This window comes from Sphingobium sp. AS12 (genome assembly GCF_019097845.1).
Lineage (GTDB): Bacteria > Pseudomonadota > Alphaproteobacteria > Sphingomonadales > Sphingomonadaceae > Sphingobium.
The window spans coordinates 367,946-393,977 of record NZ_JAHRGM010000001.1 but is presented as its reverse complement, the minus strand read 5'-3'; the positions used below and the strand labels follow the sequence as shown (position 1 = coordinate 393,977).

Here is a 26,032-nt window from a genome sequence, read left to right as displayed (position 1 = left end):
CGTCAGGGCTTGGACCCATTGATGTGGACTGCTCACGCCTCCCACACCGCCCGCACCCGATAATCCACCACCGCGGTCCACCCACCACCCTGCCGCACCGCCCGCGCCACGCGCGACCGCACCAGCCGCGCCGTCACGACCCGCCACCCGTCCCGCACTGCCACCCCCGCCAGCACCGGGTCGATCCGCGCAATCATCCCCGCCAGCCGCCCCGGCGTCTCGCCACCATCATGCAGGCCGATCGTCAGCCGCACCTCGCGCCCCGCCACATCCTTGCCGCCCCAGTCCGCGCCGATACAGTCGCCGACCACGCCATAGGGCAGGCTGGCCCGCACCGGCTCGCCGTCAAACAGGCCGTTCAGCCCGTCTATCAACGCGCTATCCGCCCGCAGCGCGTCGATCACCGCCGCGCGCACCGCCACCTCAGCGCTCATAATCCGCCCCTTCCCGCGTCCCGCAGCGCCAGTTCCCGCCACCAGCGCGCTACAAGACCACGCCCGGACGCCCGCACCGCATCACCCTCAATCGCCACGACCAGCCCCGCCTCGTCCAACGCCGCCGCCACAGCCGCCCACCTGCGCGCCGCCCGCTGCTCTACCAGCCGCGCCAGCGCCGCCCTCATCGCAACCGCATCCGCCGCCAGGGCCGCCAGAGCGCGCTCACCACCGCAGGCGGCGCGGCACTCTCCGTCCCGCGCGCAGAAAAATGCTCCGCCGCCAGCCTTACGATCCCCTGCCGCAGCGCTTCGGGCAGGCCGTTCATCTCGCTCGCCATCCCCGCCGAATAGCGCACCATCAACCGCCGCCGGTCCCCCGCACGGGTCGATCGCACCCATCCCTCGCCCGCCGCATCAATGTCGATCGCATAGCCATCGACCGGCAAGGCCACCGCCGTGCCATCAACCTCCGCCGCCTCGACACTCTCGATTCCCACCACAGGCCGCGCCGCCAGCCTCTGCCAGCTCCCATCGCCCGCCACCGTTTCCCGCGCCCCTCGCACGATCAGCCACTGCCCGACAAATTGCTCACACAAGGCCGCCGCGCTCCGCAACAACCCCGCCAGTACCCCATCCTCGCCGTTCGTCTCGATCCGCAAATAGGCCTTCAGCTCGGCCAGCGACGCCGCCAGCGCCCCGCTCTCATCCTGCGCCAGCATCAGCGTTCCTCCACCCGAAATGTCACGGACCGATCCTCCACCTGCCCGTCGGACAAAGTGACCCGGTTGGTCAGCCGATAGACGCGCCCGACCACACCCCCGCTCACCCGCACGCTGGTCCGCGCCGCCTCGAACCCGGACGTCTCGATCGTCAGCCCGCCCGCCTCGACCGGCTCCACGCTCCACGCACTGGCCAGGATCGTCTGCCCCGCCAGATGGGCCGACCAGTCGATGCCATGATCGATGCTGCTATCGGCATCCTTCAGATACAGGCTCATCGCTGCTTGCTCCCCACAAACAAAAAGGGGGAGAGACGCGAACGCCTCCCCCCAAAAAACCTTCTCCCCTGGGGGGGAGAAGGATACGCAGCCTTACTGGCGCAGCCAGTTAGGCGAAGTTGGATGAGGGGGTACGACGCCGGCCCCCTCGCCCTTACGAAGCCGCAAACTTCATCAATTTGATCGCCTCGCTATTCGCCACAGCCCCACCGATCCGCTTGACCGCATAGAAATGCACGAACGGCTTGTTGCTGAACGGATCGCGCAAAATGCTGGTGTCGCTACGCTCGGCGATGACATAGCCCGCCTGGAAATTGCCGAACGCGATCGATAGGCTCCCGGCGCTGATGTCCGGCATATCCTCGGCCTCCACCACCGGATAGCCCAGCAACGTCGCGGGCTGCCCGGCACTCAGCGAAGGCTGCCACAGAAACGCCCCATCGCTCGTTTTCATCTTGCGGATGGCACTCAGCGTCGCGCTGTTCATCACGAACGACGCCCCCTGCCGGTAGGGCGCACGCAGGCTCTGCACCAGGTCGATCAGCCTGTCCTGCGGATTGGACGCCGCAAAAGCCCCCGCCGCGCCCGACGCCACATATTGCAGCGACCCGAACGCCCGCACGGCGTCCGCCTCGTTGGTGGTGGTATAGGTCAGGAACCCCTTGGGCTTGTTCGTGCCATTGCCGTTGATGAAGGCCGCCCCTTCCGCCACCGCGAACTCACGGGCAACCTCGCCCGCCAGCCAGCCCTCGACATCGAACTGCGCATCGTCCAGCATCGCCTGGCTCGCCGCAGGATTGGCGAACAATTCGCCCGACGGCGGCGCAATCTCGTTGAAAGACGGCGTCCCCGTCTCGCCCCGCGCCCCCGTCTCGCTGGCCCAGCCCGACACGATCCCGCCAGCCGTCACCAGCTTGCGATAACCCGCCGTCCCGGTCCGCACGACATTGGCGATCGCGCGAATGGGCGAAATGCTTTTGAGCGTCGCATCGATCAGCTGATCAATCTCCCGCGGCACCGCATAACCGCCGGTCGCACCGCTCGCCCCGGAAAAGCTCTTCAGCTCCACCCCCGCTTCCTGCCCCTGCCGCAAATAGCGATCGACGAAGTTGGCGCGCGCCGGATCAACCACCCCGCCCTTCACCCCATCCAGCGCCGGCCGCTGCATCGCCACCCGCATCGCACTCAAATCCGCCTCCAAAGCCGCAATCCGCTCCCCCTGAAGCACCACATCAAAGCTCCCCTCCAGAGCATCCGCCACGCCGTCCGTCATGTCATTCTCCCGCTAGAAAACACCAAAAAGGGCGGCCCCGGTGGGACCGCCCTAAAACTCTCAAAACCTTCTCCCTTGGGGGGAGAAGGATACGAAGCCTTGCCAGCTTGCTGGCTAGGCGCAGTTGGATGAGGGGGAGCGCCGCTTGCGTCACGCACCCCGACACAGCATAAAACCCCATGCCCCTGACCCTCGCCACCGACGGCGCCCACCACATCCCCGCCGCCCTCGACGCCACCACCCTCGCCACCGTCGAAGCCGCCCTCACGACGCTGCCAACAGACCGCCCCGGCCAACGCCTGACAGCCCTAGCCGAACTCGCGCCATTTCTCGCGCCAACCGGCCCCATCGGCTGCCACGCCGCCGCCCATCTGGGCAACGCCGCAAAGCCGGTGCGTGCGATCCTGTTCGACAAAAACGAAACCACCAACTGGGCGCTCGGCTGGCATCAGGACCGCACCATCGCCGTGCGTCAACGCATCGAAACACCGGGCTTTGGCCCCTGGACGATCAAATCCGGTCTCCAGCACGTCGCCCCGCCGCAATCGCTGCTCGACCGCATGTGTACCTTGCGTATCCATCTCGACCCAGTCGACGCCGACAATGCGCCTTTGTTCATCGCCCCCGGCTCCCACCTCCATGGCCGCATCGCGGAAAGCGATGTCCCGGCCATGGTCGATCGCTGCGGAAGCGTCGCCTGCCTCGCCTCGCGCGGTGACATCTGGCTCTACGCCACGCCCATCCTCCACGCCTCAGACGCCGCCGCCAATCCCCGCCACCGCCGCGTCCTCCAACTCGACTATAGCGCCGACGCTCTGCCCGGCGGACTGGAATGGCTGGGGATATAGCCCCAGCAAACCTTCTCCCCACGGGGGAGAAGGATACGAAGCCTTACCGGTGCAACCGGTTGGGCGAAGTTGGATGAGGGGGCAGCGCGCCCGCGTAAATCACGCCACCCTAATCACCCGCGCCCCATCCTGCATCGGATGCGTCACCAGGCTCACCTCCACCAGTTCCAGCGCCAGCAATTCGCGTGGTCCCGCCCCGCGCGCCTCCCGCACCCGATACCCAAACGACAGCCCATCCAGCGCCCCCGCCTTCAACCCCGCCGCCGCCTCGCGCCCGGCTGCCGTCCGCGCCGACACCCGGCCGATCACGCGCAGCCCCCGTGCATCCTCCTCCAGCCGCTCGACCGATCCGATCACCTGCCCCGGCCCATGCTGCCACAGCAACGGCACCCCCGCCGCGCGCGCGCCATCAAAGGCACCCGCCCGCACCACATCCCCACCCCGGTCCACCCGATCGAAAATCGCCGCATAACCGGCAAAGCGCACGTCTTGAGCCATATAATCTCCGTTCGCCCTGAGCCTGTCGAAGGGCTTGCCTGAGCTTGTCGAAGGCTTCCGACCTCGCTCCGCTCGGCCAAGGGCTTCGACTTCGCTCAGCCCGAACGGAACAGGTGCCACATCGTCACTCACGCTCTGACCAACCCGACCAGCCCGGTCTTGACCGCAATCCCCAGCAACAGCAGCGCCAGCGCGATCCGCGCCAGCCAGCCGATCACCGCCCCGCGCGCCGCCTTCTTCGCGTCGCGCCAGGCGCGCAGCAATTCGCGCAGTTCCCGCACATCGCCCTCGGCCCGCCGGTCGGCCAGCCCCAGCCGCTCCAGCGCCCGCCCCGCGCCCAGCTCGCTCGCTTCCTCCACCAGCGCCCGGATCATCACCATATCCGCCGCCCCCGGCCCGCCATCGGCTTGCGCCACCAACCGCGCCAGCATCTCGCCATCCTGTTTCATCACGCCCTCCAATCCCCTCGCCCCTTGGGGGAGAGGGATACGAAGCCTTGGCGGCGCAGCCGCCTAGGCGCAGTTGGGAGAGAAGGAACCGCCGCCCGCCTCACAATCCCAACAAAGCCTTCTTCTCCTCCGCCGACAGGAAGTCCGCCCCCGCGACCCGCTCCCACAGCGCCGCCCGCTCATCGCTCAGCGCCGCCACGCCATCCAGGTCCGGCTCGATCCGCAGCCCCGGCCACCAGCCGCTCAAACCCTGCCCCAGCCCCGCGCCTATCTTCCCCACCAGCGGCGATATCGTCTGCCGCCACAGCGCTTTGTTCGCCTCGCGATAATTGGCGTAACTATTGTCGCCGGGCAGCCCCATCAGCATCGGCGGCACCCCGAACGCCAGCGCAATCTCCCGCGCCGCCGCCGCCTTCAGTCCCACAAAATCCATCTCTGCAGGCGTCAGGCTCAAAGCCTTCCAGCTCAACCCGCCCTCCAGCAGCATCGGTCGCCCCGCATTGGCCGCGCCTGCAAAGGCGATCTCCATCTCGCGCTTCACCCGCTCATATTGGTCGGGCGCCATCACCGATCCGTCGCCCGGATCGTAAACCATCGCCCCGCTGGGCCGCGCCGCATTGTCGAGCAGCGCCTTGTTCCACACGGTCGCCGCATTGTGGATCGCCACCGCCCCCGCCGCCGCACCGACACAGCCCAACCCATAATGATCGTCCAGCGGATGCAGGCTTTTCAAATGCAGCACCGTGGTCCGCCCCGCCCCATCTTCGGGCGACAGCCGCGTCACGCTCTCCCCCACCCGGTAGAGGTAGGCCGCCGGCCACCCCCGCGCATCCGCCTCCACGCTTACCCGCTCAGGCCGCAGCGCGAACAGCTCGGCCGGCATCCCGTCCGCCCCGCCAATCACCTGCACATAGGCATTGCCGTGCAACAGCAAATGACAGGCCAAAGTCTCCACCAGCCCCTGCCCCGCCGAAGCCCGCGCCACCAGCGCCAGCACCCGCGCGCCATCCGCCACGCCAGCGACCTTCAACGCCGTGGCCCCCGCCCCCTCCGACACCAGCCGCATCGCCCGTTGCGCCACCGGATTGCCGATCACCCCGGCGCGTAACTGCGCCTCATAGCTGGCAGGCCACTCCCCCAGCGCCACCGCGCCCGTCCCCCAGGCGCGCGCCAACACCGGCCGCACATCCGCCTGCACGGCCTTCATCCCAAAGAATTTCATGCTTGCCTCCCGCACAACAAAAAAACCTCGCCACGACGGGGAGAGGGCCAAAGCGATTTCTAATCAGATAGAATATCTGATGGCTCGGAAATCGCGCTAAAACTAAAGCGAAGGTTGGCAGCGAAGCTGCCTTACCGAAGCTGGGAGAGGGGAAAGCCCCCTCACGTCTAATCAAGGATTAAGCCGCTACCTCCAGCCATCCACTTTACAATCCAGTCGCTACCATCGAACATCCGCTGATGTGGCACCACGCACTAAGCTTACTCGCTCTGACCGACCCGACGCAGCTTCCACCAGCACCGGCAAAGCGGGAAATCATCCCCATCGCCCTGCCGACCGCGCAGGACTATGCGCTCGTGATGCTGCGCGCGGACGCCATTGGCGAAGCCATCGTCACTATCGCGCAACGCGGTGATACCGACCAGATCGATTGTACGCCGACGGACATTGTCGGAGGCCGGGACATCGCGGTAGCCAGCTGCAAACTTATCATGTCCAAAATGGGCTGGGTTTTGGCAGTAAGGCGCCATGACGGCAACCCACTGACTGTCCCGAAAATGCGCGTCGTGTGGGAACCCGCTCCCTCGTCATTTCGTAGCGATTTCGGCAGAACCACGCCTTTGGCTGTCGATGGCAATCCCCCCATCACGGGAACGACCCGTCCCACAGACCTGACCAGTGACTATATTACAGATATTGACGCCACTGGACGGCCAACATCCTGTCGCATCAAAAAGTCGTCGGGAAACCGCGAATATGACGACACGTCCTGCCTCGTCGCCATGGGGCAGCGTTACTTGCCAGCGATCAATTCGGCGGGGCAGCCTGTCCCCACGCAGGTGCAATCCTGGGTCAGATGGCGGGACCGGGAACTGACCACCCCCGCCAAGTGATCATTCAAGGATTACGCCGCAACACCCGGTCGCAGGTCGAATTGGTCCCCTCGCTCTTGCCGATCACCCGGCCCGCCAGCGCACCCGCGCCCGCGCCCAGTAAAGTCTCGCCCAGACCACCGCCTGCAATCAGCCCGACGCCCGCACCACCGGCCGCGCCGATCACCGTGCCCTTGTCACGGCCCTTCTTCGCCTGGATCAGGCAATAGCGCACATCATCACGATCGCGCGGCACCGCCCGCGCTACCCGCGCCCGCTCTTTGGCGCTCAACGTCACCGCCATCACCGGCGTCGCCACCAAAGTCGCCCCGACCAGCGCGCCCAACATCGTCACCATCTTCATCGCCAAAACTCCGCACCAAATAAGATGCTCCCGAAACGATCGATCGCGTCGGACGGTTCCGCTCAAAACCCCCGTACCCGCGCCTCGCCTCTCTTCCCCAGCATCAACTCCGTCAGCGCCCACACCAGCGCATCCGCGCGATCGGGCGATCGTCCCGGCCCGACATAGCCGCCACCGGTCAGCAGCCCGCACATCTCATCCTCCAGCGCCGGAAAAGCCCCGCGATGCGCCACCCGCCCGGCCTCGTAGAGCGCCGCCACCGGTTCCGCCCGCGCCACCTTGCCGCGCGAGGCATGGACCAGCTTCACCGGCAGCCTTTCGTCCGCCGCGCGCAGCACGCTTTCCACCATCGCCCCGCCATTATTCGCCTCGGCCACCACCCTATCCGCGCCATGCACCGTCGCCGCCGCCGCCACCGCTCGCGCCCAGCTTTCCGGCGAACATCCCTCGACACTCGCGTCCGCAATCACATAGGCGCGCCCGTCACCACCAACGCCCGCCACCACGATCCCGCACGCATCTCCATGCGCCGACGCAGGCGGGTCGACCGCCACCACCACCCGGCGCAGCGCCGCCCCATCTTGCCCGCCCGGCACATGCGCCACCCGGCACCGCTCGATCAGGTCGCGGCTCCACAAAGCGCCCTCAACCTCCTCGATCAGTTCGCCGTCCAGTTCCTGCCGCCCCAGCCGCGTCCCGCCATAGCTGCGCTCCATCGCCTCGACGAACCCGTCCGCCAGATTGGCGCGATTGTCCGCCGTCCGCCCTCGCGTCACCACCACGCTGCCCGCCGCCGCATCTGTCACCAGCCGCCGCACCAGCGCCACCGGGCGCGGCGTCGTCGTCGCCATCACCTGCGGCCGCCTGCCCAGCCGCATCGCCATCATCAGATTGTCCCACGCCCCTTCCGCAAAGGGCCATTTGGCGATCTCGTCGGCCCAGCCATGGCTGAACTGCGGCCCGCGCAAGCTCTCCGGTTCCGCCGCGCCGAACAGGGTCGCCACCGCGCCATTGGGCCAGGTCAGCTTGCGCAGCGCGGGGGCAAAGACCGGGCGGCACCACCAGGGCGCAATCGCCAATATCCCCGACGCCCCTTCGACCATCACCCGCCGCGCCTCGCCCAGCGTCGCACCGACCAGCGCGATCCGCGCCTTGGGATCAGCCTCCGCAATCCCCCGCACCCATTCCGCCCCGGCCCGAGTCTTGCCAAAGCCGCGCCCCGCCATCATCAGCCAGATGCGCCAGTCGCCCTGCGGCGCCTTCTGCCCCGGCCGCGCCAGCCAGTCCCATTCATACTCTACCCGGTCGCGGCCAGCCTCCTTCAGCCGCCGCAATATCTTCGCCTGCGCGTCCCGCTGCTCGTCCAGCCATGCAATATGCGAAGTCTCCATCGCCCTCCCCTTGCCGGGGCGGCGACACGCACGCCCCTATTTGCGCGGCGCCATCCCGCCGAACGTCACGATGCTCTCGCTCCCGTCCCTGGCCACCGCCGCCACGCCGATGAAATGATCGTCCACCACCACATCTTTCAGCAGCAATTCGGTCGCGCCCGTCACGACGCGGCTATCGGTCCAGTCCTGCGCATCGGCCCGCCGCCAATATACATGATAGGCCGCCGCCCCCGGCGCCGCGTCCCAGAACACCCGCGTATCCATCGACAGCGCGCCATCCAGCGACACAGTCGCAGGCGCCGCCGGCGCGCTGGCCAAAGCCCGCAATGCCGCGACATTCAGCGCCGTCACCTTCGCCAGATAGGGGAAGTCCATGCCCACGACCGTGTCGCCATAATCGCGCCCAGCCTCGACCCGCAAATCCTGATGCTGCCGGTCGTAATTTTCGATCCCCACCGAAAACCGCACCGCCGGATAGCCCGCCTCCAGCAGCGGGGTATGATCGCCACCCCGCCCGAAACGGTCAGGCCGCCGCACCGCAAACACGTCCAGCCCGATCTGCGGATTGGCCTCGGCAATCGCGTCGATCGCCTTGGCCAGCGCCCGCGAAGGCCCGTCATCCTCGCCGCCAATCCCGCGCCGGGTCACCCCCGCCTTGGCATCCTCGGCAGAGCGTATTCCTTCGGAAAACACCCGCATCCGGTCCGCCACGATACGCCCGTTCAGTCCGGTCGTGTTGCCGACAATATCATTGTTCAGCATCGCGCGAACCTGCCAGCCGCGCGCCTTGGCCGTGTTGGCCAGCAACTTGCCGCCCAGCAGCCCCTGCTCCTCGCCCGACAGCAGCGCATAGACGATCGTCCCGTCAAACTTCTCGCCCGCCAGCACCCGCGCCGCCTCGATCACCAGCGCACTGCCCGACCCATTGTCATTCGCGCCCGGCGCATCGCTGGTTGCATCCATGACGTCGCTGACCCGGCTGTCGATATGCCCCGCGACGATCACCACCTGATTGGGATCACCCGTCCCGGTCTGGATCGCCAGCACATCGACAATATCCGCGCCATTGGGCACGCGCGGCGCGGTAAAGCGCTCCGACACGCTCTCGACCTTCAGACAGCCGCCACATCCTTTGGAAATCCGCGCAAACTCCGCCGCCGCCCACGCCCGCGCCGCGCCAATCCCCCGCTTCGGATCAGTCGCCGACGACAATGTGTGCCGCGTCCCGAAACTCACCAATTTTTCGACCGTCGCCTTCAAACGCGCCGGATCAGGCACTTGGCTCTGCGCCAGAACAGGGGAGGACAGTGCCGAAGCGGCGACGAGCAGGATCAATTTTCTCATAACCCACAGGTCTATCGCTTATCGAACAAGTGTAAAGAGATCACCGACCCTCCCCAAGCTCGCTTGGGGAGGGTGACCGCGCGCAGCGTGGGGAAGGGTAATGCGCAACATCGCGTCGCCCCAAAATGCCCGCCCCCCGGACAACTACCTAAAGACCATGACGTCACCCCGCCCCATAGTCGTCCCACTAAAACAGGAGACGACAGAATGAGCGAACATGGCCACGATCTCCACAGCCTGTTTCCCCACGCCATCGACCGGCTGCACCATCTCAAACTCACCGACGCCCATTTTCGCGGGCTGGCCGATCGCTATCATGACCTAGTCGGCGAAATCAGCCGGATCATAGAGGGGCTTAGCGCCGCATCGGACGCCCGGCTGGAGGATCTCAAGAAACAGCGACTGGCCCTGCTCGACACAATCGGTGCGATGATCGCGCCCGGACGCCCGGCCTGACCGCGCCTCACGTCCCCGTCGCCGCGCGCATCCGCTCCACTTCGTCCCGCGCGCGCCGCACCCGCCGCACCACCGCAGGGCTGTCGGGGCGCTCCTTCCCCGCGGCCGCACTCGCGCGATAGGCCAACACCCGGTCGCGATGCCGGGTCAGCAATTGCAGCGCCAGTTTCAGGTCATGCCCACGCCTGACCTTGCGGCTCTTCACCGCCCCTTCGCCGTCCAGCAAAATCTCCTCGCTCTCGCTCCCGAACAAGGCCTCGCGCATCAGCATGGCCTCAATCTCGGCATAGCCAATATCCATCGCCCGTTCCCAGTCGGCGGCAAAGCGGCGATTGCGCTGCCTGCGGTCATAGGCGCTGGTCCGGCTGACCCCGGCCACCCGCGCCGCCTCGCTGGTGTTGCAGGTCGTCGCCAGCGTCTGCAAAAACAGCCGCTCCTGATCCCTGGTCCAGCCATCCTTGCGCGGCGCGCGCATCTGCACCTGATCCTGGCCGGCGACCCTCCGGCGCGCCGGTTCCAAATCGCGCGCCTGCGCCTCCACCCCATCCGCCATGCCTGTATCCCCCGCCCGCGCGCCACAAGCCCAACGCAAAAAGGGGCCGACCCGCCCGGATCAGCCCCTGCTGCGTCGCGCCTTGGCGACTCACATTTTTCCACTGTGCCTATCCCTGCCAGAACAGCGTGACGCTGTCAAGGATAATGTTCCATATAGGTTATTATTTTGCCATCATTCCCGCTACGATCGGTGCCTCCAGCGCCAGCGCCGCCGCCACGCTGGGCCGCGCCTTTACCGCCGCGATCCACGCCGCCACCCTGGGCCAGCGCTCCGCATCCAGCCCCTCCGAACAATAGCCGACATTGATGATCGGACAGGCCGCCGCCAAATCGGCCAACGTAAAGCGATCCTCGACCAGCCAGCCGCTGTCGGGCAAAATCCCCTCCAGATAGTCGTAGAAGCGGGGCATCTCCTCCGCCTCCGCCTTGTCCGCCGCGTCCAGATCCTGCGGCGCTTTCAACGCCTTCGCCACCACGCGGTTGAAAAATATCTTCGCGCCCGCCGGCTGCACGACGGTATCGCCAAATTCCTCATACCAGATTGTCCGCGCCCGCGCCTTTGGCTCTGCCGGAATCATCTCCGTCCCCGGCCGCAGCGCATCCATATAGGTTATGATCGCGGTGGAATCGCAAAGCAGAAAATCGCCATCCTCCAGTGCCGGAATCTTGCCGAAGGGTGATCCCTTGAAATAGCCCTCCGCCCCACGCCCGAACCCGGCCGTCTGCACCTCGACATCAATTCCCTTCTCGGCGGCAAAGGCAATGACCTTGCGCACAAAAGGCGACGGCCGCGCACCATGGATGATCATGCAATCTCTCCCTATCCTGTCAGCGCGTCAGGATGGCAACCCAGTCTCAAAATGCAACTATTTTATGCGCCAGCCCTCAGTCGCTGCCCGCTCCGGCGCCCGCGCCGACCATGGTCCGCGTATAGTCGATCCGTATCCGCACCCAGCTGCCGACGAGTATCTTGCCATTCTCGCGCGGGGGCAGCACCAGAAACTGCCATGCCGCCAGCCGCACCGCGCGGGCAAAGCCAGACCCCAGCGGCGATTCACCCAGCGTCTGGCAGTTATCGACATGATAATGATCGACCGTCTTGCACGCGACCATGCCCCATCCATTGGGCGGCGCATTGGCGGGCAGGAATGGCGAAAGCTCGGCATTGGTCGGTCGCCGATACCATTCGGCATTGAACAATTGCACGCCCCCCGGCCCCTCGCCCGGCCCGGCCACCGCCGCACTCTTACCCTGCCCAGCGGCACTTGTCCCCTGCGCCGCCTTGGGCATCTGGCCGATATCGGCTGAGGCCATCTGCTCGCGGTTCAGCGTCAGGAAGGGGAAGGGCGATGGCGGCTGCTCGGCGGGCTTGGCGACCGGCACGGGTGGCCGCACCACCGCCTCGGCCTGTTTGGGGGCCGCGGCATCTTCCTTCTCGCGCCGCTCCGCCTTGGGCGCGCGCTTCTGTTGCTCCGCGCTTTTCTGTCCGGTCTCGACGTCGAACGTCACCGGCATCCGGTCATCGACCCGCTTGGGTTCAGGCAGGGGGGCCAGCGTGAACAGCGCAAGCAGCAGGATAGCGTTCAGCACCAGCGCGAACGCCATGCCGCCCGCGCGTTGCCGCAATCTGGCCCAGGAAATGGTAGAAAATGTCAAACGCGCCGACCGAACAGGACTGATGATGGGTCATGCCCAGACGCCACCGTCCCGTCAACGCCGTCGCGTCAAAGCGTGCGAATGTGCGTTCGCACATTGGGACCGCACCGGCACTCCTTCAACACACATCCGCTTCCTGCACCACCGGCCTGCTCTCGCGCGTCGCGCGCATCCGGCTGGCCTTGTCGTCGACATCGCTGGTCAGCACGACATGATCGTCATGCACCTCCAGCAGCACGCCCGCGAAGGGAAAGCCCTCCAGGCTCCCGGTCACGCGATAGCTTACCGAATCGCCGACCTTGAACGTCGCCGGATCGGTATTGAACTCGAACGGGCAACCGCCCTCACCCATGCCCTGCATCTGTCTCTCCTCAGTCGGCCGATCCTATCGCCACGCGCACCAACCGATCAAGCGCTGCGATCTCCGCGCCTTCACCTATCGCCCGACCGGCAAAAGGCGCTGGCGACCGCTCCCAATCTCGGCTAGGTCGCGGCCCATGCTGACTAGGCTCTACCAATGGATGCTGGCGAAAGCCGCCCACCGCCACGCCGAACGCTGGCTGTTCGCCTTCAGCTTCATGGAATCCAGCTTCTTCCCCATCCCACCGCACCCGCTGCTCGGCCTCATGTGCCTCGCCCGCCCGGAACGCGCGCTGCGATTCGGGGTCATCTGCACCCTTGCCTCGGTGCTGGGCGGGCTGCTCGGTTATGCGATCGGCTATTTCCTCTATGAAACCGTGGGCCAGCAACTGCTCGCCGCGCTTGGCCTCGCTGCCAAATTCCCGATCGCGGCCTGCTATCTGCGCGAGTTCGGGGCGGAGATCATCCTGATCAAGGGCGCAACGCCCATCCCGTTCAAGCTCATCACCATAACCGCCGGCTTTATCGGCCTGCCGCTCTTCACCTTCATCTGGGCCAGCATCCTGTCCCGCGCGTTCCAGTTCATGCTGGTAGGCTTTCTGTTCTGGAAATTTGGCCGCCCGATCAAGGCGTTCATCGAAAAATATCTCGCCCTTTTGTCGGGCCTGTTCCTTGTCCTCATCGTCGGCGGCTTCATCGCCGCCTCGATGCTGACCGGCGGCCCCAGCAAGAGCGACAGCTGCAGCGCCGCAACCATGGCCACGGTCCGCTAGACACAGGATGCAAAGCCTGCTCGCCCGGCATGTCAGGTCCTGGCCACGCCTCGCCGCGCTACTGGCGGGCCTGTTCAGCGCCACCGGTTTCGCGCCCTTAAGCCTCTGGCCGGTCACCCTCGCCTGCCTCGCGCTGCTCATCCACCTCGTCCAGCACGCCCCCGACCGCCGCGCCGCCTTCACCTATGGCTGGCTCTTCGGCGTCGCCCATTTCACCCTGGGCCTCAACTGGATCGCCCACGCCTTCACCTTTCAGGATACGATGCCCCACTGGCTGGGCTACCCCGCCGTGGCGCTGCTGTCGCTCTACCTCGCCGTCTATCCGGGCCTCGCGACGCTGGGGACATGGTGGATCACCCATTCCTCCCCGGAACGGGGAGGTGGCAGGCGAAGCCTGACGGAGGGGGGGGGCGCGATACACGACGCAGCGCCCGGAGGCGCGCCCCCTCCACCACGCTTCGCGTGGTCCCCCTCCCCGTTTCGGGGAGGATATATCCTCCTCTTCGCCGCCCTCTGGCTAGCAACGGAGTATCTCCGCGCTACCGCCTTCACCGGCTTCGCCTGGAACCCGCTCGGCGTCACCCTGCTCCCCACCGGCATCGCCATCGCCGCCACCCTGATCGGCACCTATGGCCTTGGCGCGCTCACCATCCTCGCGGCAGGCGCGCTCCTCCTCGCCATCCAGCGTCACTACCGCCCCGCCGCCGCCCTCGCCGCGCCACTCGCCCTCCTCGCACTCTGGGGCCATCTCGCCCCCGCCCCGCCGACCCCGGCCGGCGCGCCGCGCGTCCGCATCGTCCAGCCCAATATCGGCCAGGACCAGAAATATTCGGTCGAAAACGAAGTCGCCAATTTCCGCAAGCTTGCGGCCCTTTCCGGCCAGCCCCGCCCCGCCCCGCGCCTGCTCTTCTGGCCCGAGGCCGCCATCCCCGCCTATCTCGACATGGAACCGGGCTGGCGCGCCCGCCTCGCCAGCCTGCTTGGCCCCGGCGATCTGCTGATGACCGGCGCGGACAAGGTCTATTTCAAGCCGGTCGAACAGGACGGCTTCATCACGCAAAAGCTCGCGGGCGCGAACAACAGCGTCTGGATCGTCACCCCCGACGCCCGGTTGCTCGGCCGCTACAGCAAGGCGCATCTGGTCCCCTATGGCGAATATCTGCCGATGCGGAACATCCTCGAACCGATCGGTCTTTCCCGCCTGGTCCCCGGCGACGCCGATTTCTGGCCCGGCCCCGGCCCGCAAAGCCTGCCCCTCCCCGCCACGCTCGGTCGCCCGGACCTTAAAATGGGGGTGCAAATTTGCTATGAAATCATCTTCTCCGGCCAGGTGATCGACCGCGCCAACCGCCCATCCTTCCTCTTCAACCCCTCCAACGACGCCTGGTTCGGCAGCTGGGGACCGGTCCAGCATCTCGCCCAAGCCCGCCTGCGCGCGCTGGAGGAGGGGGTTCCCATCATCCGCTCCACCCCCACCGGCGTCTCCGCGATCATCGACGCGCGCGGCCATGTCGTCCATGCGCTCGGCCTCAACCGCGCCGGTTTCCTCGATTCCGGCCTGCCCCCGGCGCTCACCCCTACCCTCTTCGCGCGGCTCGGCAACTGGGCGTCCCTCGCCTTCATGGCACTGCTGGCCGGACTGGCCATTGCCATGCTGCGCAGCAAAAGCTAATAGCCACATAAACTATTCTTTATATCGCTTTTCGGCCCAGCCGTTTATGGGAGTCCCATGCGTAACCAATTCCTCTTCACCTCGGAATCCGTGTCCGAAGGCCATCCCGACAAGGTTGCAGACCAGATTTCCGACGCCATTGTCGATCTCTTTCTGTCCAAAGACCCCGAAGCGCGCATCGCCTGCGAAACGCTGACGACGACCCAACTGGTCGTCCTGGCGGGCGAAATCCGCTGCAAGGGCGTCTATGACGACAAAAATCCCGATTGGGAAATGAACGGTTTCTGGGCACCCGGTGCCCGTGATGAAGTCGAACGGACCGTTCGCAACACAGTCCGGGACATCGGCTATGAACAGTCTGGTTTCCACTGGAAAAACTTTACCTTTATCAACAACCTTCACGGCCAGTCCGCCCATATCGCACAGGGTGTCGATGAAAGCGGCAACAAGGATGAAGGCGCTGGCGATCAGGGCATCATGTTCGGCTATGCCTCGGACGAAACCCCCGACCTCATGCCCGCCACCCTCTATTACAGCCACAAGATCCTCGAACGCCTCGCCCATGATCGCCACAACAAGGTTGTCGATTTTCTGGAGCCGGACGCCAAGAGCCAGGTGACGCTCGAATATATCGATGAAAAGCCGGTCCGCGCCACCGCCCTCGTCGTCTCGACCCAGCACGCCGCGGGCATGGACAATGACGAAAGCCGCGCCAAGCTGCGCGCCTATGTCAAGGGCGTGATGACCGACATCCTGCCCGAAGGCTGGCTGCCGGGCGACGAAGCCATTTACGTCAACCCGACCGGCCTGTTCGAAATCGGCGGGCCGGACGGCGACGCGGGCCTGACCGGTCGAAAGATCATCGTCGACACCTATGGCGGCGCTTCGCCGCACGGCGGCGGCGCGTTCAGCGGCAAGGACCCGACCAAGGTCGACCGCTCGGCCGCCTACATCACCCGCTACCTTGCCAAGAATATCGTCGCCGCCGGCCTCGCCCGTCGCTGCACGATACAGCTGAGCTACGCCATCGGCGTCGCCGAACCGCTCTCCCTCTATGTCGATCTGCACGAAACCGGCACCGTCGAAGCCTCGGCGATCGAAGCGGTCCTGCCAACGCTGGTGCGCCTGACCCCCAAGGGCATCCGCACCCATCTGGGCCTCAACAAACCCATCTACCAGAAAACCGCCGCCTACGGCCATTTCGGCCGCACCCCCGAAGGCGACTTCTTCCCTTGGGAAAAGACCGACCTGGTGGACGCGCTCAAGGCCGCGCTGGCCTGACGCGGCATCTTCCAACGCCGTATATCGCGCCCTTCATGCTATGATGCCCAATCCGAAACGACTCGGAGAGGGTGAACATGGGGGGCGCGATGTCATATCGTCATTCTGGTGCCATATTGGCGCTGATGCTTGCGACGTCGGGCAACGCCCAGACTGCAACCGGTCCCAGGACGAGCAGGCCCGCAACCGCCGCGCCATCGAACGACGCTGCCATCTTCCGCGCCGCCGGGTTCATCAGACGCGGCAATCAATGGCGCAGCGATTGCGATGATCCCGGCACGGCCAGCTATTCCCCTGGCACGATCGAAAGCCGCGCTGACCTCAATGGCGATGGCCGTCCCGAAGCGGTCGTCACCGAAGGCGGCACCTATTGCTATGGCAACACCGGCACGACCTTCTGGCTGGTCAGCCAGCAGCCCAATGGCAGCTGGAAACTGGTCACCAACAGCACGGGCATCCCGGAATTTCTGAAAAGCAAAGGCGTCGGCGGCTGGCCCGATATTTCCATCGGCGGCCCCGGCTTCTGCTTTCCCGTCGTCCGCTGGAACGGCAAGGCCTATGTTGCCAACCGCAAGGAATATAGCGGCAAGCCCTGTCGCTAGCCCCCCTTGCCCCCACTCCCTCGCCCCGCTATCCGCGCACCCCATGACAGCGCATAAATCCGGCGATCCCACAACGCTCAACCGCCTCTATGGCCGCCAGTCGGGCCACAAGCTGCGGCAGGGGCAGCAGGAACTGGTCGACACCCTCCTCCCCGCCATCTCCGTGCCGGAAGAGGGCGAAGTCACCGCCGCCTCGCTCTTCGGTTACGATCGCCCGCTCCATTTCGAGATCGGCTTTGGCGGCGGCGAGCATCTTGCCTATCGCGCCGACATGCTGCCCGACCATGGCTTTATCGGCTGCGAACCCTTCCTCAACGGCGTCGTCACCGCGCTCGGCCATATCCGCGACGGCGCGCTCGGCAATATCCGCCTCCATATGGGCGACGCCCTCGAAGTCCTCGCCCGCGTCCCCGACGGCTCCTTGAGCTTCGTCTATCTGCTCCACCCCGACCCCTGGCCCAAGGCGCGCCATGCCAAGCGCCGGATGATGAACCCAGGCCCGGTCGCGATGATCGCGCGCAAACTCAAGCCCGGCGGCGAATTTCGCTTTGGCACCGACCATCCCATCTATCTGCGCTGGGCGCTGATGGTGATGAACGGCCATCCCGATTTCGACTGGCTGGCCAGCGACCCCGCCGACTTCCTCACCCGCCCCGGCGGCTGGCCCCAGACCCGCTACGAAGCCAAGGCCCGCCAAAAAGGCCACGAAGTCTGGTATTTCCGCTATCGCCGCAAATAACGAGCGAACGCCTGACCATAACGTGGTGACTTTACGAAGATCCGTTCGTCCTGAGTAGCCATTGAGCGAAGTCGAAATGGCGTATCGAAGGATGCGTATGGACGCGATGCTTCGATACGGGCCTTCGACAAGCTCAGTCCCTACTCAGCACGAACGGAGGAAGAGTAACACCCTAACCTCACCCCCCCCCCTAAAAATCCTCCGCCGCCAGCGCCATGATCGCCCCCTCGCCCGCCGCGATGCTCGCCGCCAGCCCGCTCGCCTGCGGCAACACCCGCCGCGCATAATAGTCCGCCACCGCCAGCTTGCCCTGATGCAGCGTCGTCTCGCCAGACCCGGCCGCCACCGCCATCCGCGTCCACATCCATCCCATCGCCACCAGAGCGAACAGCCGCAGATAGTCGACCGCCGCTGCCCCGGTCGCGTCCACGTCCGCCCCGCGCAGCGCCACCGTCGCCTCGCGCAGCAACGCCAGCGCCTCGCCGGTCCGCACCGCAATCACAAGGTCGCCCGCTGCCACGACATCGGCCGCGATTCCGTCGAAAAAGCCCTCGACCACCGCGCCGCCCGCCATCGGCAGCTTGCGCCCGACCAGGTCCATCGCCTGCACCCCGTTGGTGCCTTCGTAAATCTGCGCGATCCGTGCATCGCGGACATATTGCTCCATCCCCCATTCGCGGATGTAGCCATGGCCGCCAAACACCTGCTGCGCCTGCACCGCGCTCTCGAAACCAAAATCGGTGAAGGCCGCCTTGATCACCGGCGTCAGCAGCGCGACCAGCGCATCCGCTTGTCCCCGCTCGCCCGCATCCTCATGGCCCTTCGCCCGGTCGAGTTGCAGCGCGGTCCACCCCGCCAGCGCCCTCCCGGCCTCCACGAAGGCGCGGACATTCAGCAGCATCCGCCGCACATCGGCATGGTCGATGATCGCCACCGGCCCGCGCGTCCCGTCGGCGCTGCGCCCCTGCACCCGGTCGCGAGCATAGGCCGCCGCCTGCTGATAGGCGCCGCCCGCGACCCCCAGTCCCTGCACGCCCACCATCAACCGCTCGGCATTCATCATCGTGAACATCGCCGCCAGCCCGCGATGCGCCTCCCCCACCAGCCAGCCGGTCGCGTCATCATAATGCATCACGCAGGTCGGCTGGGCGTGAATCCCCATCTTCTTTTCCAGCGACCCCACCGACATGGTGTTGCGCACGGTAAAGCCGCCATCGGCATCGGGCAGGAATTTGGGAACCAGAAACAGGCTGATCCCCTTCACGCCCGGCGGCGCATCGGGCAGCCGCGCCAGCACCAGATGGACGATATTGCCGCCAAAATCATGGTCGCCCGACGAAATGAAAATCTTGGTCCCCGCCACCGCATAGCTGCCATCGCCCTTGGGCGTCGCCCGCGTCTTGAGCAGCGCCAGGTCGGTCCCCGCCCCGCTCTCGGTCAGCGCCATCGCCCCGGTCCATGTCCCACTCACCAGCGGTCCCAGATAGCTGGCCTTCAATTCCTCGCTGGCATGGGCGGCGATCGCCTCGCACGCCCCGCGCGACAGGCCGGGGAACAGGCCGAAGGACAGGTTGGTGGCCGACATCATCTCGTCGAACCAGAGTTGCAGGACAAAGGGCAACCCCTGCCCGCCATGCGCCGGGTCCGCCGACAGCGACGTCCATCCCGCCTCGGCAAAATCGCGATAGGCCTGCGCGAACCCGTCGGGCGTCTGCACCGCGCCGTCGACCAGACGGCTACCCTGCTCGTCCCCTTCGCGGTTCAACGGATGCAACCGCTCGGCACAAACCTTCCCCGCCTCCTCCAGCACCGCCACCGCCAGATCAGCGTCGACCTCCTTGCCCAACTCCGCCATCGCCCGGTCGAAACCCAGCACTTCGGTCAGCAAAAAACGATAATCGTCGATCGGCGGGACATAGCTTTGCATGGCGGTTCCTCTTCTGTCGTCGGCGTATTACACCAAACATATGTTACAGTCAATTTGGTGTGGGCGGGGAGCGCCGTAAGCGCATCATGGCTGCTGGTCTGTCATCGATCAGAAGGCTGACATTCAAACCCCCATCGCAATTTCGAATCAGCGGACATTGCGCCAACGACGGCGCACCGCCATAACCGTTGTTATGAGCGAGTATGAATGGGTTCCGCGACCTCCGAATATCCTTGAACGCACAATCGCTGGTGCGTTTGTCGCTGTGCTTCTCTTGGCATTTGCGAGTGCTTATGCCGGATGGCGCATTTTCGGCGACCATGATGCTAAAGTAGCCATCGGCGCCACCTTAGTGGGAGTGATGTTAATCAGGCTTTTGCCGCAAGCAAGGCGAAAGCCGCCAACCTGATGGCGACCAAGAGCCGACCTTGTCCCCCCTCCCGCAAGCGGGAGGGGGTTAGGGGGTGGGCCTGCGCAAGGTTGCATTCGCCCACCCCGCTGCGACTAAGGCGCTGCGCGCCTAAGTCTCGCTACCCCTCCCGCCTGCGGGAGGGGTGTGGGATAGCCCCCCTACTCCGCCGTCCACCCGCCATCGACGACCAGACTCGTCCCCGTCATCAGCGCACTGGCATCCGACGCCAGGAACACCACCGCCCCCATCAGATCCTCGACCGTCCCCAGCCGCCCCAGCTTGGTCTTCTCCAGCACGCTCGCCAGAAACGCCTGGTCCTCGAAAAGGGCCGCGCGCAGGTCCAGCCCCAGCGCACCATCGCCGCCGCCACCGCCGCGACCCGCCGCCTGCTCACCCGCCCGGACCGGCCCGACGCCATCTTCTGCGCCAACGACCTGATGGCCATCGCCGCGATCAATGTCGCCCGCCCGCCGGGCAGATGGTCGCCCGGACCGTCCGCCTCATCCGCGTCTTGCGCGATGATCCGGCCGCGCATCAGGACGTCATCGTCGATGGCACATTGATGCTGCGCGGCAGCAGCCGATCGGTAGCTAGTCCCTCGGCTTATGCGACGACAACAAATATCGCCACACCCCGACCAGATTGATCGCCAGCATGGCGACATTCTGCCAGCCAATCCCCTCGCTGTCCTGCGCCAGAAATCCCCAGGCGATCAGCGCGATCGAACTGGTGACGAACAGCACAAACGCCCATCCCGTCACCCGCCGCCCGATATTGAGCGACACCAGCAACGCCGCCAGCGTCGCCGCTCCCGCGCCATAATATTGCAGCCCTGTCAGCACGCTATCGTTCATCACCCCCCAACGCGCCCGCCATGGCCAAGGTTGCAGCCACGCCGCCCCCCCTCTAGTCAGGCACCATGATCGCCAGCATTGACCCGTTCCACGCCATCGCCATCAGCCGCGAAGCCCACCGCCTCGAAGCGGCAGGCCGCTCCATCCTCCACATGGAATTTGGCCAGCCCTCGACCGGCGCGCCCGCCGCATCCATCGCGGTCGCGCATCATGTGCTGGACACCGATCCCATGGGCTATTGGGAAAGCCAGCCGCTCAAAAACCGGATCGCCCGCCATTATCGGGACCGGCATGGCGTCACTATCGATCCTGAACGGATCTTCCTGACCTGCGGCGCGTCCCCCGGCCTTGTCCTGGCGCTGACCAGCCTGTTCGCGCCGGGCGCACGGGTCGCCACCGCCCGTCCCGGCTACGTCGCCTATCGCAACAATTTGAAGGCGCTCTATCTGGAGCCGATCGAAATCCCCTGCGGCCCGGCGGAACGCTACCAGATCAGCGCCGACGCGCTGTCAGCGCTCGATCCAGCGCCTGACGGCCTCATCCTCGCCAGCCCCGCCAACCCCACCGGCACGATCATCCCGGCGGATGAACTCGCCCGCATCGCCGCGACCTGTGCCGCGCGCGGCATCGCCATCATCTCGGACGAAATCTATCATGGCCTGTCCTTCGGCGACCCGGCCCGATCGATGCTGGAATTCGCCCCCGACGCGATCATCGTCAACAGCTTCTCCAAATATTTCAGCATGGCCGGCTGGCGTCTGGGCTGGATCGTCGTGCCGCCTGCCCTGATCGACGCCGCCCGCGCCCGCATGGGCAATCTTTTCCTGACGCCCCCCGTCCTAGCGCAACAGGCCGGGCTACAGGCGTTTGAGGAAAGCGCCGAACTGGACGGCCATGTCGCCACCTATCGCCGCAACCGCCAGCTGCTGCTCGACGCCCTGCCAGCCCTCGGCCTTGCCAGCATCGCCCCGCCCGACGGCGCTTTCTACCTCTATGCCGACATCAGCCACCTGACCGACGACAGCCTCGCCTTCTGCCACCGCCTGCTCCAGGACACCGGCGTCGCCACCGCACCAGGCATCGATTTCGATCCGGTCGAAGGCCATCATTTCATCCGTTTCAGCTTCGCCGTTTCCACCGACCGCGTAGAGGACGCCATCGCCCGGATGGTGCCATGGTTTCAGGCGCAAGGCAGGCGTTGAGCGCAGGAAATCCTCCTCTGCAAGGGCAGGCTTATCGCATATGACCCCCTCCTTCATCGTCATCCTGAACTCGTTTCAGGATCCATTTCTCGTTACGAGCGGCGGCATGTGGGGCACGATGGATGCTGAAATAAATTCAGCATGACGTTGGATGGATAGCGGAAAGTCATATGCAACCGCCCTGCCCTTCCATGGAGGGATGCACGCTGATCTGAACCGCAATGTCGGAAACAAAGTCCGGCCAAAAAATGGTGCGGGCGGTCGGAATCGAACCGACACTCCTTGCGGAACCGGATTTTGAGTCCGGCGCGTCTACCAGTTTCACCACGCCCGCACGGCCTGGGTGCCGCCAAATGACAAAATCCTTGGCCCTCGTCCAGCCGAAAATCAGTCAGGGCGATAATCATCGGCCATCCAGCCCGGCCCGCCCGATTTTCGCTGCACCACAGCAGAGCCGTTGCAGCATCGCTGCCGGGACGATAGCCTCCTTGCGCTATCATCCGCGTGCGCTATAAGGGCGTCATCGTGCAGATATAGATATGTTCAACGGAGAAGGACCATCCTTTGACCGAATCGTCTGCTACGTTCCTGCTATTCGGCGCCACCGGTGATCTTGCGCGGCGCATGATCTTCCCCTCGCTCTACAATCTCCTGTCCGACGGGCTGCTGCCCGACGACTTTCTGATCGTCGCCTCCGGCCGGTCGGAGATGGATGATGATGCCTTCCGCGACGATGTCGACGCGGCGCTGCGCCAGTTTCTGGCCGCCGACCGTTACGACGGCCAAGTCGCCGCCACCTTCCGCACCATGATCTGCTACCAGCCGGTAGAAGCAGGCAATGCGACCCAGTTCGCCGCGCTTGCCGAACGGATCGACGGGCGGCTGGAGCGCGGACTATCGGTCTATCTCTCCACCCCGCCATCCCTGTTCGCCCCCACCGCGCAGGGTCTGGCCGACGCCGGTCTCATCACCCCGCTGACCCGGATCGCGATGGAAAAGCCGATCGGCAAGGATCTCGCTTCCTCCAAACAGGTCAATGACGGCATCGGCGCGTTGTTCACCGAGGACCAGATTTTCCGGGTCGACCATTATCTGGGCAAGGAAACCGTCCAGAATCTGCTGGCGCTGCGCTTTGGCAATCTGATGTTCGAACCGTTGTGGAACGCCACCGGCATCGACCATGTCCAGATCACGGTCGGCGAAACCGTGGGGCTGGAAGGCCGCGTGTCCTATTATGACGGCGTCGGCGCGCTGCGCGACATGGTGCAGAACCACATGCTCCAGATCCTCTCGATCATCGCGATGGAACCCCCCGCCCGCATGGACCCGACATCGGTGCGCGATGAAAAGGTGAAGGCCTTGCGCTCGCTCCGCCCGATGACCGCCGAAACGGTCAAGACCCACAGCGTGCGCGGCCAATATACGCCCGGCGCTGTCGGCGGAAAAATCGTCACCGGCTATGCCGATGAGCTGGGCCAGCCATCGACCACCGAAACCTTTGTCGCGATCAAGGCGCATATCGACAATTGGCGCTGGCAGGGCGTTCCCTTCTACCTGCGCACCGGCAAGCGGATGCCCGCGCGCCAGTCCGAAATCATGATCCAGTTCAAACCCGTGCGCCACTCCATATTCGGTCGCGATGGCCATGGATCGGGGCTGGAATCCAACACGCTGGTCATCCGCCTCCAGCCCGAAGAATATATCCGCCTGACCATCATGTCAAAACGGCCGGGCCTTGAGCGGCAGGTGCATCTGGACGAAGTGACGCTCGACGTGTCGCTCACCGCCGCCTTTGCCGGGCAGCGCCGCCGCATCGCCTATGAACGGCTGATCCTCGATCTGCTCGCCGGCGACGCCACCCTGTTCGTCCGCCGCGACGAGGTGGAGGCGCAATGGGCGTTTATCGACTCGATCATCGACGGGTGGAAAGAGGCCAATATGAAGCCAGCCCCCTATTCTTCCGGCAACTGGGGTCCATCCTCGGCCATTGCCCTTATCGAACGTGACGGAGCCAGCTGGCATGACTGAACTGCATCCCACCATCGCCAAGGTGACGGAGCGCATCGTCGCACGCAGCGCCAAGAGCCGCCGCCACTATCTCGACCTTATCGAACGGGGCCGGGACGCAGGGACCAACCGTGATCAGCTGAGCTGCGGCAACCTCGCCCATGCCTTTGCCGCCAGTGGCGAGGACAAGCCCGTCATCCGCACCGGCGCGGCGATGAATATCGGCATCGTCACCGCCTATAATGACATGCTCTCCGCGCATCAGCCCTATGGCCGCTATCCCGAAGCGATCAAGCTGGCCGCCCGCGAAGTCGGTGCCACCGCCCAGGTCGCCGGCGGCGTCCCCGCCATGTGCGATGGCGTGACTCAGGGTCAGGCGGGCATGGACCTCTCGCTCTTCAGCCGCGACACGATCGCGCTGTCCACCGCCATCTCCCTGTCCCACGCCATGTTTGAAGGCGTCGCCCTGCTCGGCATTTGCGACAAGATCGTGCCGGGCCTGTTGATGGGGGCGCTGCGCTTTGGCCATCTGCCGACCATCCTGATCCCCGCCGGGCCGATGCCATCCGGCCTCGCCAACAAGGAAAAGGTCCGCATCCGCCAGCTTTATGCCGAGGGGAAAGTGGGCAAGGACGAACTGCTCGAATCCGAAAGCGCCAGCTATCATGGCGCTGGCACCTGCACCTTCTACGGCACCGCCAACTCCAATCAGATGATGATGGAAGTGATGGGCCTCCACATGCCCGCCGCCGCCTTCGTCAACCCCGGCACGAAGCTGCGTCAGGAACTGACCCGCGCCGCCGCCCACCGGCTCGCCAGCATCGGCTGGGACGGCGATGATTATCGTCCGCTGGGTCACTGCGTCGATGAAAAGGCGATCGTCAACGCCATCATCGGCCTGATGGCAACCGGCGGATCGACAAACCACGCCATCCATCTGCCCGCCATCGCGCGGGCGGCGGGCATCCATATCGACTGGACCGATTTCGCCGAAATCTCCGATGCCGTGCCGCTGCTCGCCCGCGTCTATCCCAATGGCTCCGGCGATGTGAACCATTTTCACGCCGCTGGCGGCATGAGCTATATCATCCGCGAACTGCTCGATAGCGGCCTGCTCCACCGCGACATCATGACCGTCGCGCGCGGCGACCTTACCGATTATGGCAAGGAACCGGTGCTGGAAAATGACGCGCTGCAATGGCGCGACGTCCCCGCCTCACGCGACGACAATATGCTCCGCCCCGTCGCCAACCCGTTCAGCGCCGATGGCGGCATGAAGCTGCTGGCGGGCAATCTGGGCCGTTGCGTCATGAAGGTCAGCGCTGTCGATCCCGCCCTCTGGACCATCGAGGCACCGGCTGCCGTATTCCATGATCAGGACGACGTCCTGCGCGCCTTCAAGGCAGGCGAATTGGAGCGCGATGTCGTCGTCGTCGTCCGCTTCCAGGGACCAAAGGCCAACGGGATGCCCGAACTGCACAAGCTGACCCCCGCGCTCGGCGTGTTGCAGGATCGCGGGTTCAAGGTCGCACTGGTGACCGACGGCCGCATGTCCGGCGCATCCGGCAAAGTCCCCGCCGCCATCCACCTTTCGCCCGAAGCACTGGGCGGCGGTCCGATCGGCAAGCTGCGCGACGGCGATCTCGTCCGCGTCTGCGCCCAGAGCGGCACCATCGACGCATTGGTCGATGCCGCAATCTGGGACGCCCGCGACATCCCCGCCGCCCCGCCCCCGCCCTATGACACCGGCCGCGAACTTTTCGCCCTGTTCCGCCATCATAGCGACCTGGCCGAACAGGGGGCCTCCCCCATCCTCGCAGCCATGGAAGCCGAACTATAATC

The 26,032-nt window shown here is 65.6% G+C and carries 30 protein-coding genes and 1 tRNA gene; 12 read left to right on the top strand and 19 right to left on the bottom strand.

The window, feature by feature from the left end:
* Positions 1-32: 32 nt before the first annotated feature.
* The 5 genes from KRZ98_RS02005 to KRZ98_RS01985 form a co-directional block, all read right to left on the bottom strand.
* Entirely contained in the window at positions 33-434 is a 402-nt protein-coding gene (locus tag KRZ98_RS02005; RefSeq protein WP_217672006.1) for a DUF3168 domain-containing protein, read from the bottom strand.
* Positions 431-622 (bottom strand): hypothetical protein, encoded by a 192-nt coding sequence (locus tag KRZ98_RS02000; protein ID WP_217672005.1) that lies wholly within the window; start codon positions 620-622, stop codon positions 431-433. The genes KRZ98_RS02005 and KRZ98_RS02000 overlap by 4 nt, the downstream gene beginning before the upstream one ends.
* Positions 619-1,155 (bottom strand): phage head-tail connector protein, encoded by a 537-nt coding sequence (locus KRZ98_RS01995; RefSeq protein ID WP_217672004.1) that lies wholly within the window; start codon positions 1,153-1,155, stop codon positions 619-621. The genes KRZ98_RS02000 and KRZ98_RS01995 overlap by 4 nt, the downstream gene beginning before the upstream one ends.
* A complete protein-coding gene (locus KRZ98_RS01990; RefSeq protein ID WP_217672003.1) occupies positions 1,155-1,433 on the bottom strand; it encodes a hypothetical protein in 279 nt (92 codons plus the stop codon). Before KRZ98_RS01990 ends, KRZ98_RS01995 begins: the two co-directional genes overlap by 1 nt.
* A 154-nt stretch (positions 1,434-1,587) precedes the next feature.
* The gene (locus KRZ98_RS01985) at positions 1,588-2,706 is read right to left on the bottom strand and encodes a phage major capsid protein (protein WP_217672002.1); all 1,119 of its coding nucleotides are present in this window, start codon (positions 2,704-2,706) and stop codon (positions 1,588-1,590) included.
* A 179-nt stretch (positions 2,707-2,885) separates the two neighbouring features.
* On the opposite strand from KRZ98_RS01985, the gene KRZ98_RS01980 reads away from it, so the two are divergent.
* The gene (locus KRZ98_RS01980) at positions 2,886-3,554 is read left to right on the top strand and encodes a phytanoyl-CoA dioxygenase family protein (RefSeq protein WP_217672001.1); all 669 of its coding nucleotides are present in this window, start codon (positions 2,886-2,888) and stop codon (positions 3,552-3,554) included.
* Positions 3,555-3,653: 99 nt separating this feature from the next.
* On the opposite strand, the gene KRZ98_RS01975 is transcribed toward KRZ98_RS01980, so the two are convergent.
* From KRZ98_RS01975 to KRZ98_RS01965, 3 genes are all read right to left on the bottom strand, one after another.
* Complete coding sequence (locus tag KRZ98_RS01975) at positions 3,654-4,052, bottom strand: HK97 family phage prohead protease (RefSeq protein ID WP_217672000.1); 399 nt, start codon at positions 4,050-4,052, stop codon at positions 3,654-3,656.
* A 128-nt stretch (positions 4,053-4,180) separates the two neighbouring features.
* Positions 4,181-4,501 carry a DUF6127 family protein gene (locus tag KRZ98_RS01970; protein WP_217672400.1) on the bottom strand — a complete coding sequence of 107 codons (321 nt, stop codon included), beginning with the start codon at positions 4,499-4,501 and terminating at the stop codon, positions 4,181-4,183.
* Positions 4,502-4,601: 100 nt separating this feature from the next.
* Entirely contained in the window at positions 4,602-5,723 is a 1,122-nt protein-coding gene (locus KRZ98_RS01965; RefSeq protein WP_217671999.1) for a phage portal protein, read from the bottom strand.
* 239 nt (positions 5,724-5,962) lie between these two features.
* Here KRZ98_RS01965 and KRZ98_RS01960 point away from each other — a divergent pair, with 239 nt between their 5' ends.
* A complete protein-coding gene (locus tag KRZ98_RS01960) occupies positions 5,963-6,616 on the top strand; it encodes an energy transducer TonB (RefSeq protein ID WP_217671998.1) in 654 nt (217 codons plus the stop codon).
* A 4-nt stretch (positions 6,617-6,620) separates the two neighbouring features.
* On the opposite strand, the gene KRZ98_RS01955 is transcribed toward KRZ98_RS01960, so the two are convergent.
* The 3 genes from KRZ98_RS01955 to KRZ98_RS01945 form a co-directional block, all read right to left on the bottom strand.
* A complete protein-coding gene (locus tag KRZ98_RS01955) occupies positions 6,621-6,959 on the bottom strand; it encodes a hypothetical protein (RefSeq protein ID WP_217671997.1) in 339 nt (112 codons plus the stop codon).
* Positions 6,960-7,021: 62 nt separating this feature from the next.
* Positions 7,022-8,350, bottom strand: a complete 1,329-nt coding sequence (locus KRZ98_RS01950) for a DNA-packaging protein (protein WP_217671996.1) — start codon at positions 8,348-8,350, stop codon at positions 7,022-7,024.
* Between the two features lie 36 nt (positions 8,351-8,386).
* Positions 8,387-9,694 (bottom strand): M28 family peptidase, encoded by a 1,308-nt coding sequence (locus KRZ98_RS01945; RefSeq protein WP_217671995.1) that lies wholly within the window; start codon positions 9,692-9,694, stop codon positions 8,387-8,389.
* Between the two features lie 207 nt (positions 9,695-9,901).
* Between KRZ98_RS01945 and KRZ98_RS01940 the strand changes: the two genes are divergently transcribed.
* Positions 9,902-10,150, top strand: a complete 249-nt coding sequence (locus tag KRZ98_RS01940; protein ID WP_217671994.1) for a YdcH family protein — start codon at positions 9,902-9,904, stop codon at positions 10,148-10,150.
* A gap of 7 nt (positions 10,151-10,157) precedes the next feature.
* Here KRZ98_RS01940 and KRZ98_RS01935 read toward each other — a convergent pair whose 3' ends face one another.
* The 4 genes from KRZ98_RS01935 to KRZ98_RS01920 all read right to left on the bottom strand — a co-directional run bounded on the left by KRZ98_RS01935 (position 10,158) and on the right by KRZ98_RS01920 (position 12,722).
* Positions 10,158-10,703: a hypothetical protein gene (locus tag KRZ98_RS01935; RefSeq protein ID WP_217671993.1), complete on the bottom strand. Its 546-nt coding sequence runs from the start codon at positions 10,701-10,703 to the stop codon at positions 10,158-10,160.
* Between the two features lie 163 nt (positions 10,704-10,866).
* Positions 10,867-11,514 carry a glutathione S-transferase family protein gene (locus KRZ98_RS01930; RefSeq protein WP_217671992.1) on the bottom strand — a complete coding sequence of 216 codons (648 nt, stop codon included), beginning with the start codon at positions 11,512-11,514 and terminating at the stop codon, positions 10,867-10,869.
* 76 nt (positions 11,515-11,590) lie between these two features.
* Entirely contained in the window at positions 11,591-12,310 is a 720-nt protein-coding gene (locus tag KRZ98_RS01925; protein ID WP_217672399.1) for a hypothetical protein, read from the bottom strand.
* A gap of 169 nt (positions 12,311-12,479) precedes the next feature.
* Positions 12,480-12,722, bottom strand: a complete 243-nt coding sequence (locus tag KRZ98_RS01920) for a hypothetical protein (RefSeq protein ID WP_017184524.1) — start codon at positions 12,720-12,722, stop codon at positions 12,480-12,482.
* Between the two features lie 136 nt (positions 12,723-12,858).
* Here KRZ98_RS01920 and KRZ98_RS01915 point away from each other — a divergent pair, with 136 nt between their 5' ends.
* The 5 genes from KRZ98_RS01915 to KRZ98_RS01895 all read left to right on the top strand — a co-directional run bounded on the left by KRZ98_RS01915 (position 12,859) and on the right by KRZ98_RS01895 (position 17,788).
* On the top strand, positions 12,859-13,494 hold the full coding sequence (locus KRZ98_RS01915) for a YqaA family protein (RefSeq protein ID WP_217671991.1): 636 nt from the start codon (positions 12,859-12,861) through the stop codon (positions 13,492-13,494).
* Positions 13,495-13,501: 7 nt separating this feature from the next.
* Positions 13,502-15,166 carry an apolipoprotein N-acyltransferase gene (gene lnt / locus KRZ98_RS01910; protein WP_217671990.1) on the top strand — a complete coding sequence of 555 codons (1,665 nt, stop codon included), beginning with the start codon at positions 13,502-13,504 and terminating at the stop codon, positions 15,164-15,166.
* A 57-nt stretch (positions 15,167-15,223) separates the two neighbouring features.
* Positions 15,224-16,447: a methionine adenosyltransferase gene (gene metK, locus KRZ98_RS01905; protein WP_217671989.1), complete on the top strand. Its 1,224-nt coding sequence runs from the start codon at positions 15,224-15,226 to the stop codon at positions 16,445-16,447.
* Positions 16,448-16,536: 89 nt separating this feature from the next.
* Entirely contained in the window at positions 16,537-17,049 is a 513-nt protein-coding gene (locus KRZ98_RS23940) for a hypothetical protein (RefSeq protein ID WP_254798017.1), read from the top strand.
* Positions 17,050-17,092: 43 nt separating this feature from the next.
* Positions 17,093-17,788: a tRNA (guanosine(46)-N(7))-methyltransferase TrmB gene (locus tag KRZ98_RS01895; protein ID WP_217671988.1), complete on the top strand. Its 696-nt coding sequence runs from the start codon at positions 17,093-17,095 to the stop codon at positions 17,786-17,788.
* Between the two features lie 190 nt (positions 17,789-17,978).
* Here the strand turns inward: KRZ98_RS01895 and KRZ98_RS01890 are convergent, their stop codons facing one another.
* Positions 17,979-19,715, bottom strand: coding sequence for an acyl-CoA dehydrogenase family protein (locus tag KRZ98_RS01890; RefSeq protein ID WP_217671987.1), 1,737 nt, complete (start codon positions 19,713-19,715; stop codon positions 17,979-17,981).
* A gap of 193 nt (positions 19,716-19,908) precedes the next feature.
* Here KRZ98_RS01890 and KRZ98_RS01885 point away from each other — a divergent pair, with 193 nt between their 5' ends.
* Positions 19,909-20,124, top strand: a complete 216-nt coding sequence (locus tag KRZ98_RS01885) for a hypothetical protein (RefSeq protein WP_217671986.1) — start codon at positions 19,909-19,911, stop codon at positions 20,122-20,124.
* 161 nt (positions 20,125-20,285) lie between these two features.
* Here KRZ98_RS01885 and KRZ98_RS01880 read toward each other — a convergent pair whose 3' ends face one another.
* Both KRZ98_RS01880 and KRZ98_RS01875 read right to left on the bottom strand, forming a co-directional pair.
* Complete coding sequence (locus KRZ98_RS01880; protein ID WP_302849067.1) at positions 20,286-20,465, bottom strand: SDR family oxidoreductase; 180 nt, start codon at positions 20,463-20,465, stop codon at positions 20,286-20,288.
* 252 nt (positions 20,466-20,717) lie between these two features.
* Positions 20,718-20,981, bottom strand: coding sequence for a hypothetical protein (locus KRZ98_RS01875; protein ID WP_217671985.1), 264 nt, complete (start codon positions 20,979-20,981; stop codon positions 20,718-20,720).
* Positions 20,982-21,046: 65 nt separating this feature from the next.
* Here KRZ98_RS01875 and KRZ98_RS01870 point away from each other — a divergent pair, with 65 nt between their 5' ends.
* The gene (locus KRZ98_RS01870) at positions 21,047-22,183 is read left to right on the top strand and encodes a pyridoxal phosphate-dependent aminotransferase (protein ID WP_217671984.1); all 1,137 of its coding nucleotides are present in this window, start codon (positions 21,047-21,049) and stop codon (positions 22,181-22,183) included.
* 249 nt (positions 22,184-22,432) lie between these two features.
* Here KRZ98_RS01870 and KRZ98_RS01865 read toward each other — a convergent pair.
* Positions 22,433-22,517 (bottom strand) — tRNA-Leu (locus KRZ98_RS01865).
* A gap of 230 nt (positions 22,518-22,747) precedes the next feature.
* On the opposite strand from KRZ98_RS01865, the gene zwf reads away from it, so the two are divergent.
* Together zwf and edd are read left to right on the top strand one after the other, a co-directional pair.
* Entirely contained in the window at positions 22,748-24,211 is a 1,464-nt protein-coding gene (zwf, locus tag KRZ98_RS01860) for a glucose-6-phosphate dehydrogenase (protein WP_217671983.1), read from the top strand.
* Positions 24,204-26,030 (top strand): phosphogluconate dehydratase, encoded by a 1,827-nt coding sequence (gene edd, locus KRZ98_RS01855; protein WP_217671982.1) that lies wholly within the window; start codon positions 24,204-24,206, stop codon positions 26,028-26,030. The genes zwf and edd overlap by 8 nt, the downstream gene beginning before the upstream one ends.
* The last annotated feature ends 2 nt before the right edge of the window (positions 26,031-26,032 follow it).

Excerpts from the sequence above, each read along its gene's own strand:
- KRZ98_RS02005 (WP_217672006.1), bottom strand. The coding sequence starts at position 434 with ATGAGCGCTGAGGTGGCGGTGCGCGCGGCGGTGATCGACGCGCTGCGG.
- KRZ98_RS02000 (WP_217672005.1), bottom strand. The coding sequence starts at position 622 with ATGAGGGCGGCGCTGGCGCGGCTGGTAGAGCAGCGGGCGGCGCGCAGG.
- KRZ98_RS01995 (WP_217672004.1), bottom strand. The coding sequence starts at position 1,155 with ATGCTGGCGCAGGATGAGAGCGGGGCGCTGGCGGCGTCGCTGGCCGAG.
- KRZ98_RS01990 (WP_217672003.1), bottom strand. The coding sequence starts at position 1,433 with ATGAGCCTGTATCTGAAGGATGCCGATAGCAGCATCGATCATGGCATC.
- KRZ98_RS01985 (WP_217672002.1), bottom strand. The coding sequence starts at position 2,706 with ATGACGGACGGCGTGGCGGATGCTCTGGAGGGGAGCTTTGATGTGGTG.
- KRZ98_RS01980 (WP_217672001.1), top strand. The coding sequence starts at position 2,886 with ATGCCCCTGACCCTCGCCACCGACGGCGCCCACCACATCCCCGCCGCC.
- KRZ98_RS01975 (WP_217672000.1), bottom strand. The coding sequence starts at position 4,052 with ATGGCTCAAGACGTGCGCTTTGCCGGTTATGCGGCGATTTTCGATCGG.
- KRZ98_RS01970 (WP_217672400.1), bottom strand. The coding sequence starts at position 4,501 with ATGAAACAGGATGGCGAGATGCTGGCGCGGTTGGTGGCGCAAGCCGAT.
- KRZ98_RS01965 (WP_217671999.1), bottom strand. The coding sequence starts at position 5,723 with ATGAAATTCTTTGGGATGAAGGCCGTGCAGGCGGATGTGCGGCCGGTG.
- KRZ98_RS01960 (WP_217671998.1), top strand. The coding sequence starts at position 5,963 with ATGTGGCACCACGCACTAAGCTTACTCGCTCTGACCGACCCGACGCAG.
- KRZ98_RS01955 (WP_217671997.1), bottom strand. The coding sequence starts at position 6,959 with ATGAAGATGGTGACGATGTTGGGCGCGCTGGTCGGGGCGACTTTGGTG.
- KRZ98_RS01950 (WP_217671996.1), bottom strand. The coding sequence starts at position 8,350 with ATGGAGACTTCGCATATTGCATGGCTGGACGAGCAGCGGGACGCGCAG.
- KRZ98_RS01945 (WP_217671995.1), bottom strand. The coding sequence starts at position 9,694 with ATGAGAAAATTGATCCTGCTCGTCGCCGCTTCGGCACTGTCCTCCCCT.
- KRZ98_RS01940 (WP_217671994.1), top strand. The coding sequence starts at position 9,902 with ATGAGCGAACATGGCCACGATCTCCACAGCCTGTTTCCCCACGCCATC.
- KRZ98_RS01935 (WP_217671993.1), bottom strand. The coding sequence starts at position 10,703 with ATGGCGGATGGGGTGGAGGCGCAGGCGCGCGATTTGGAACCGGCGCGC.
- KRZ98_RS01930 (WP_217671992.1), bottom strand. The coding sequence starts at position 11,514 with ATGATCATCCATGGTGCGCGGCCGTCGCCTTTTGTGCGCAAGGTCATT.
- KRZ98_RS01925 (WP_217672399.1), bottom strand. The coding sequence starts at position 12,310 with ATGGCGTTCGCGCTGGTGCTGAACGCTATCCTGCTGCTTGCGCTGTTC.
- KRZ98_RS01920 (WP_017184524.1), bottom strand. The coding sequence starts at position 12,722 with ATGCAGGGCATGGGTGAGGGCGGTTGCCCGTTCGAGTTCAATACCGAT.
- KRZ98_RS01915 (WP_217671991.1), top strand. The coding sequence starts at position 12,859 with ATGCTGACTAGGCTCTACCAATGGATGCTGGCGAAAGCCGCCCACCGC.
- lnt (WP_217671990.1), top strand. The coding sequence starts at position 13,502 with ATGCAAAGCCTGCTCGCCCGGCATGTCAGGTCCTGGCCACGCCTCGCC.
- metK (WP_217671989.1), top strand. The coding sequence starts at position 15,224 with ATGCGTAACCAATTCCTCTTCACCTCGGAATCCGTGTCCGAAGGCCAT.
- KRZ98_RS23940 (WP_254798017.1), top strand. The coding sequence starts at position 16,537 with ATGTCATATCGTCATTCTGGTGCCATATTGGCGCTGATGCTTGCGACG.
- KRZ98_RS01895 (WP_217671988.1), top strand. The coding sequence starts at position 17,093 with ATGACAGCGCATAAATCCGGCGATCCCACAACGCTCAACCGCCTCTAT.
- KRZ98_RS01890 (WP_217671987.1), bottom strand. The coding sequence starts at position 19,715 with ATGCAAAGCTATGTCCCGCCGATCGACGATTATCGTTTTTTGCTGACC.
- KRZ98_RS01885 (WP_217671986.1), top strand. The coding sequence starts at position 19,909 with ATGAGCGAGTATGAATGGGTTCCGCGACCTCCGAATATCCTTGAACGC.
- KRZ98_RS01875 (WP_217671985.1), bottom strand. The coding sequence starts at position 20,981 with ATGAACGATAGCGTGCTGACAGGGCTGCAATATTATGGCGCGGGAGCG.
- KRZ98_RS01870 (WP_217671984.1), top strand. The coding sequence starts at position 21,047 with ATGATCGCCAGCATTGACCCGTTCCACGCCATCGCCATCAGCCGCGAA.
- edd (WP_217671982.1), top strand. The coding sequence starts at position 24,204 with ATGACTGAACTGCATCCCACCATCGCCAAGGTGACGGAGCGCATCGTC.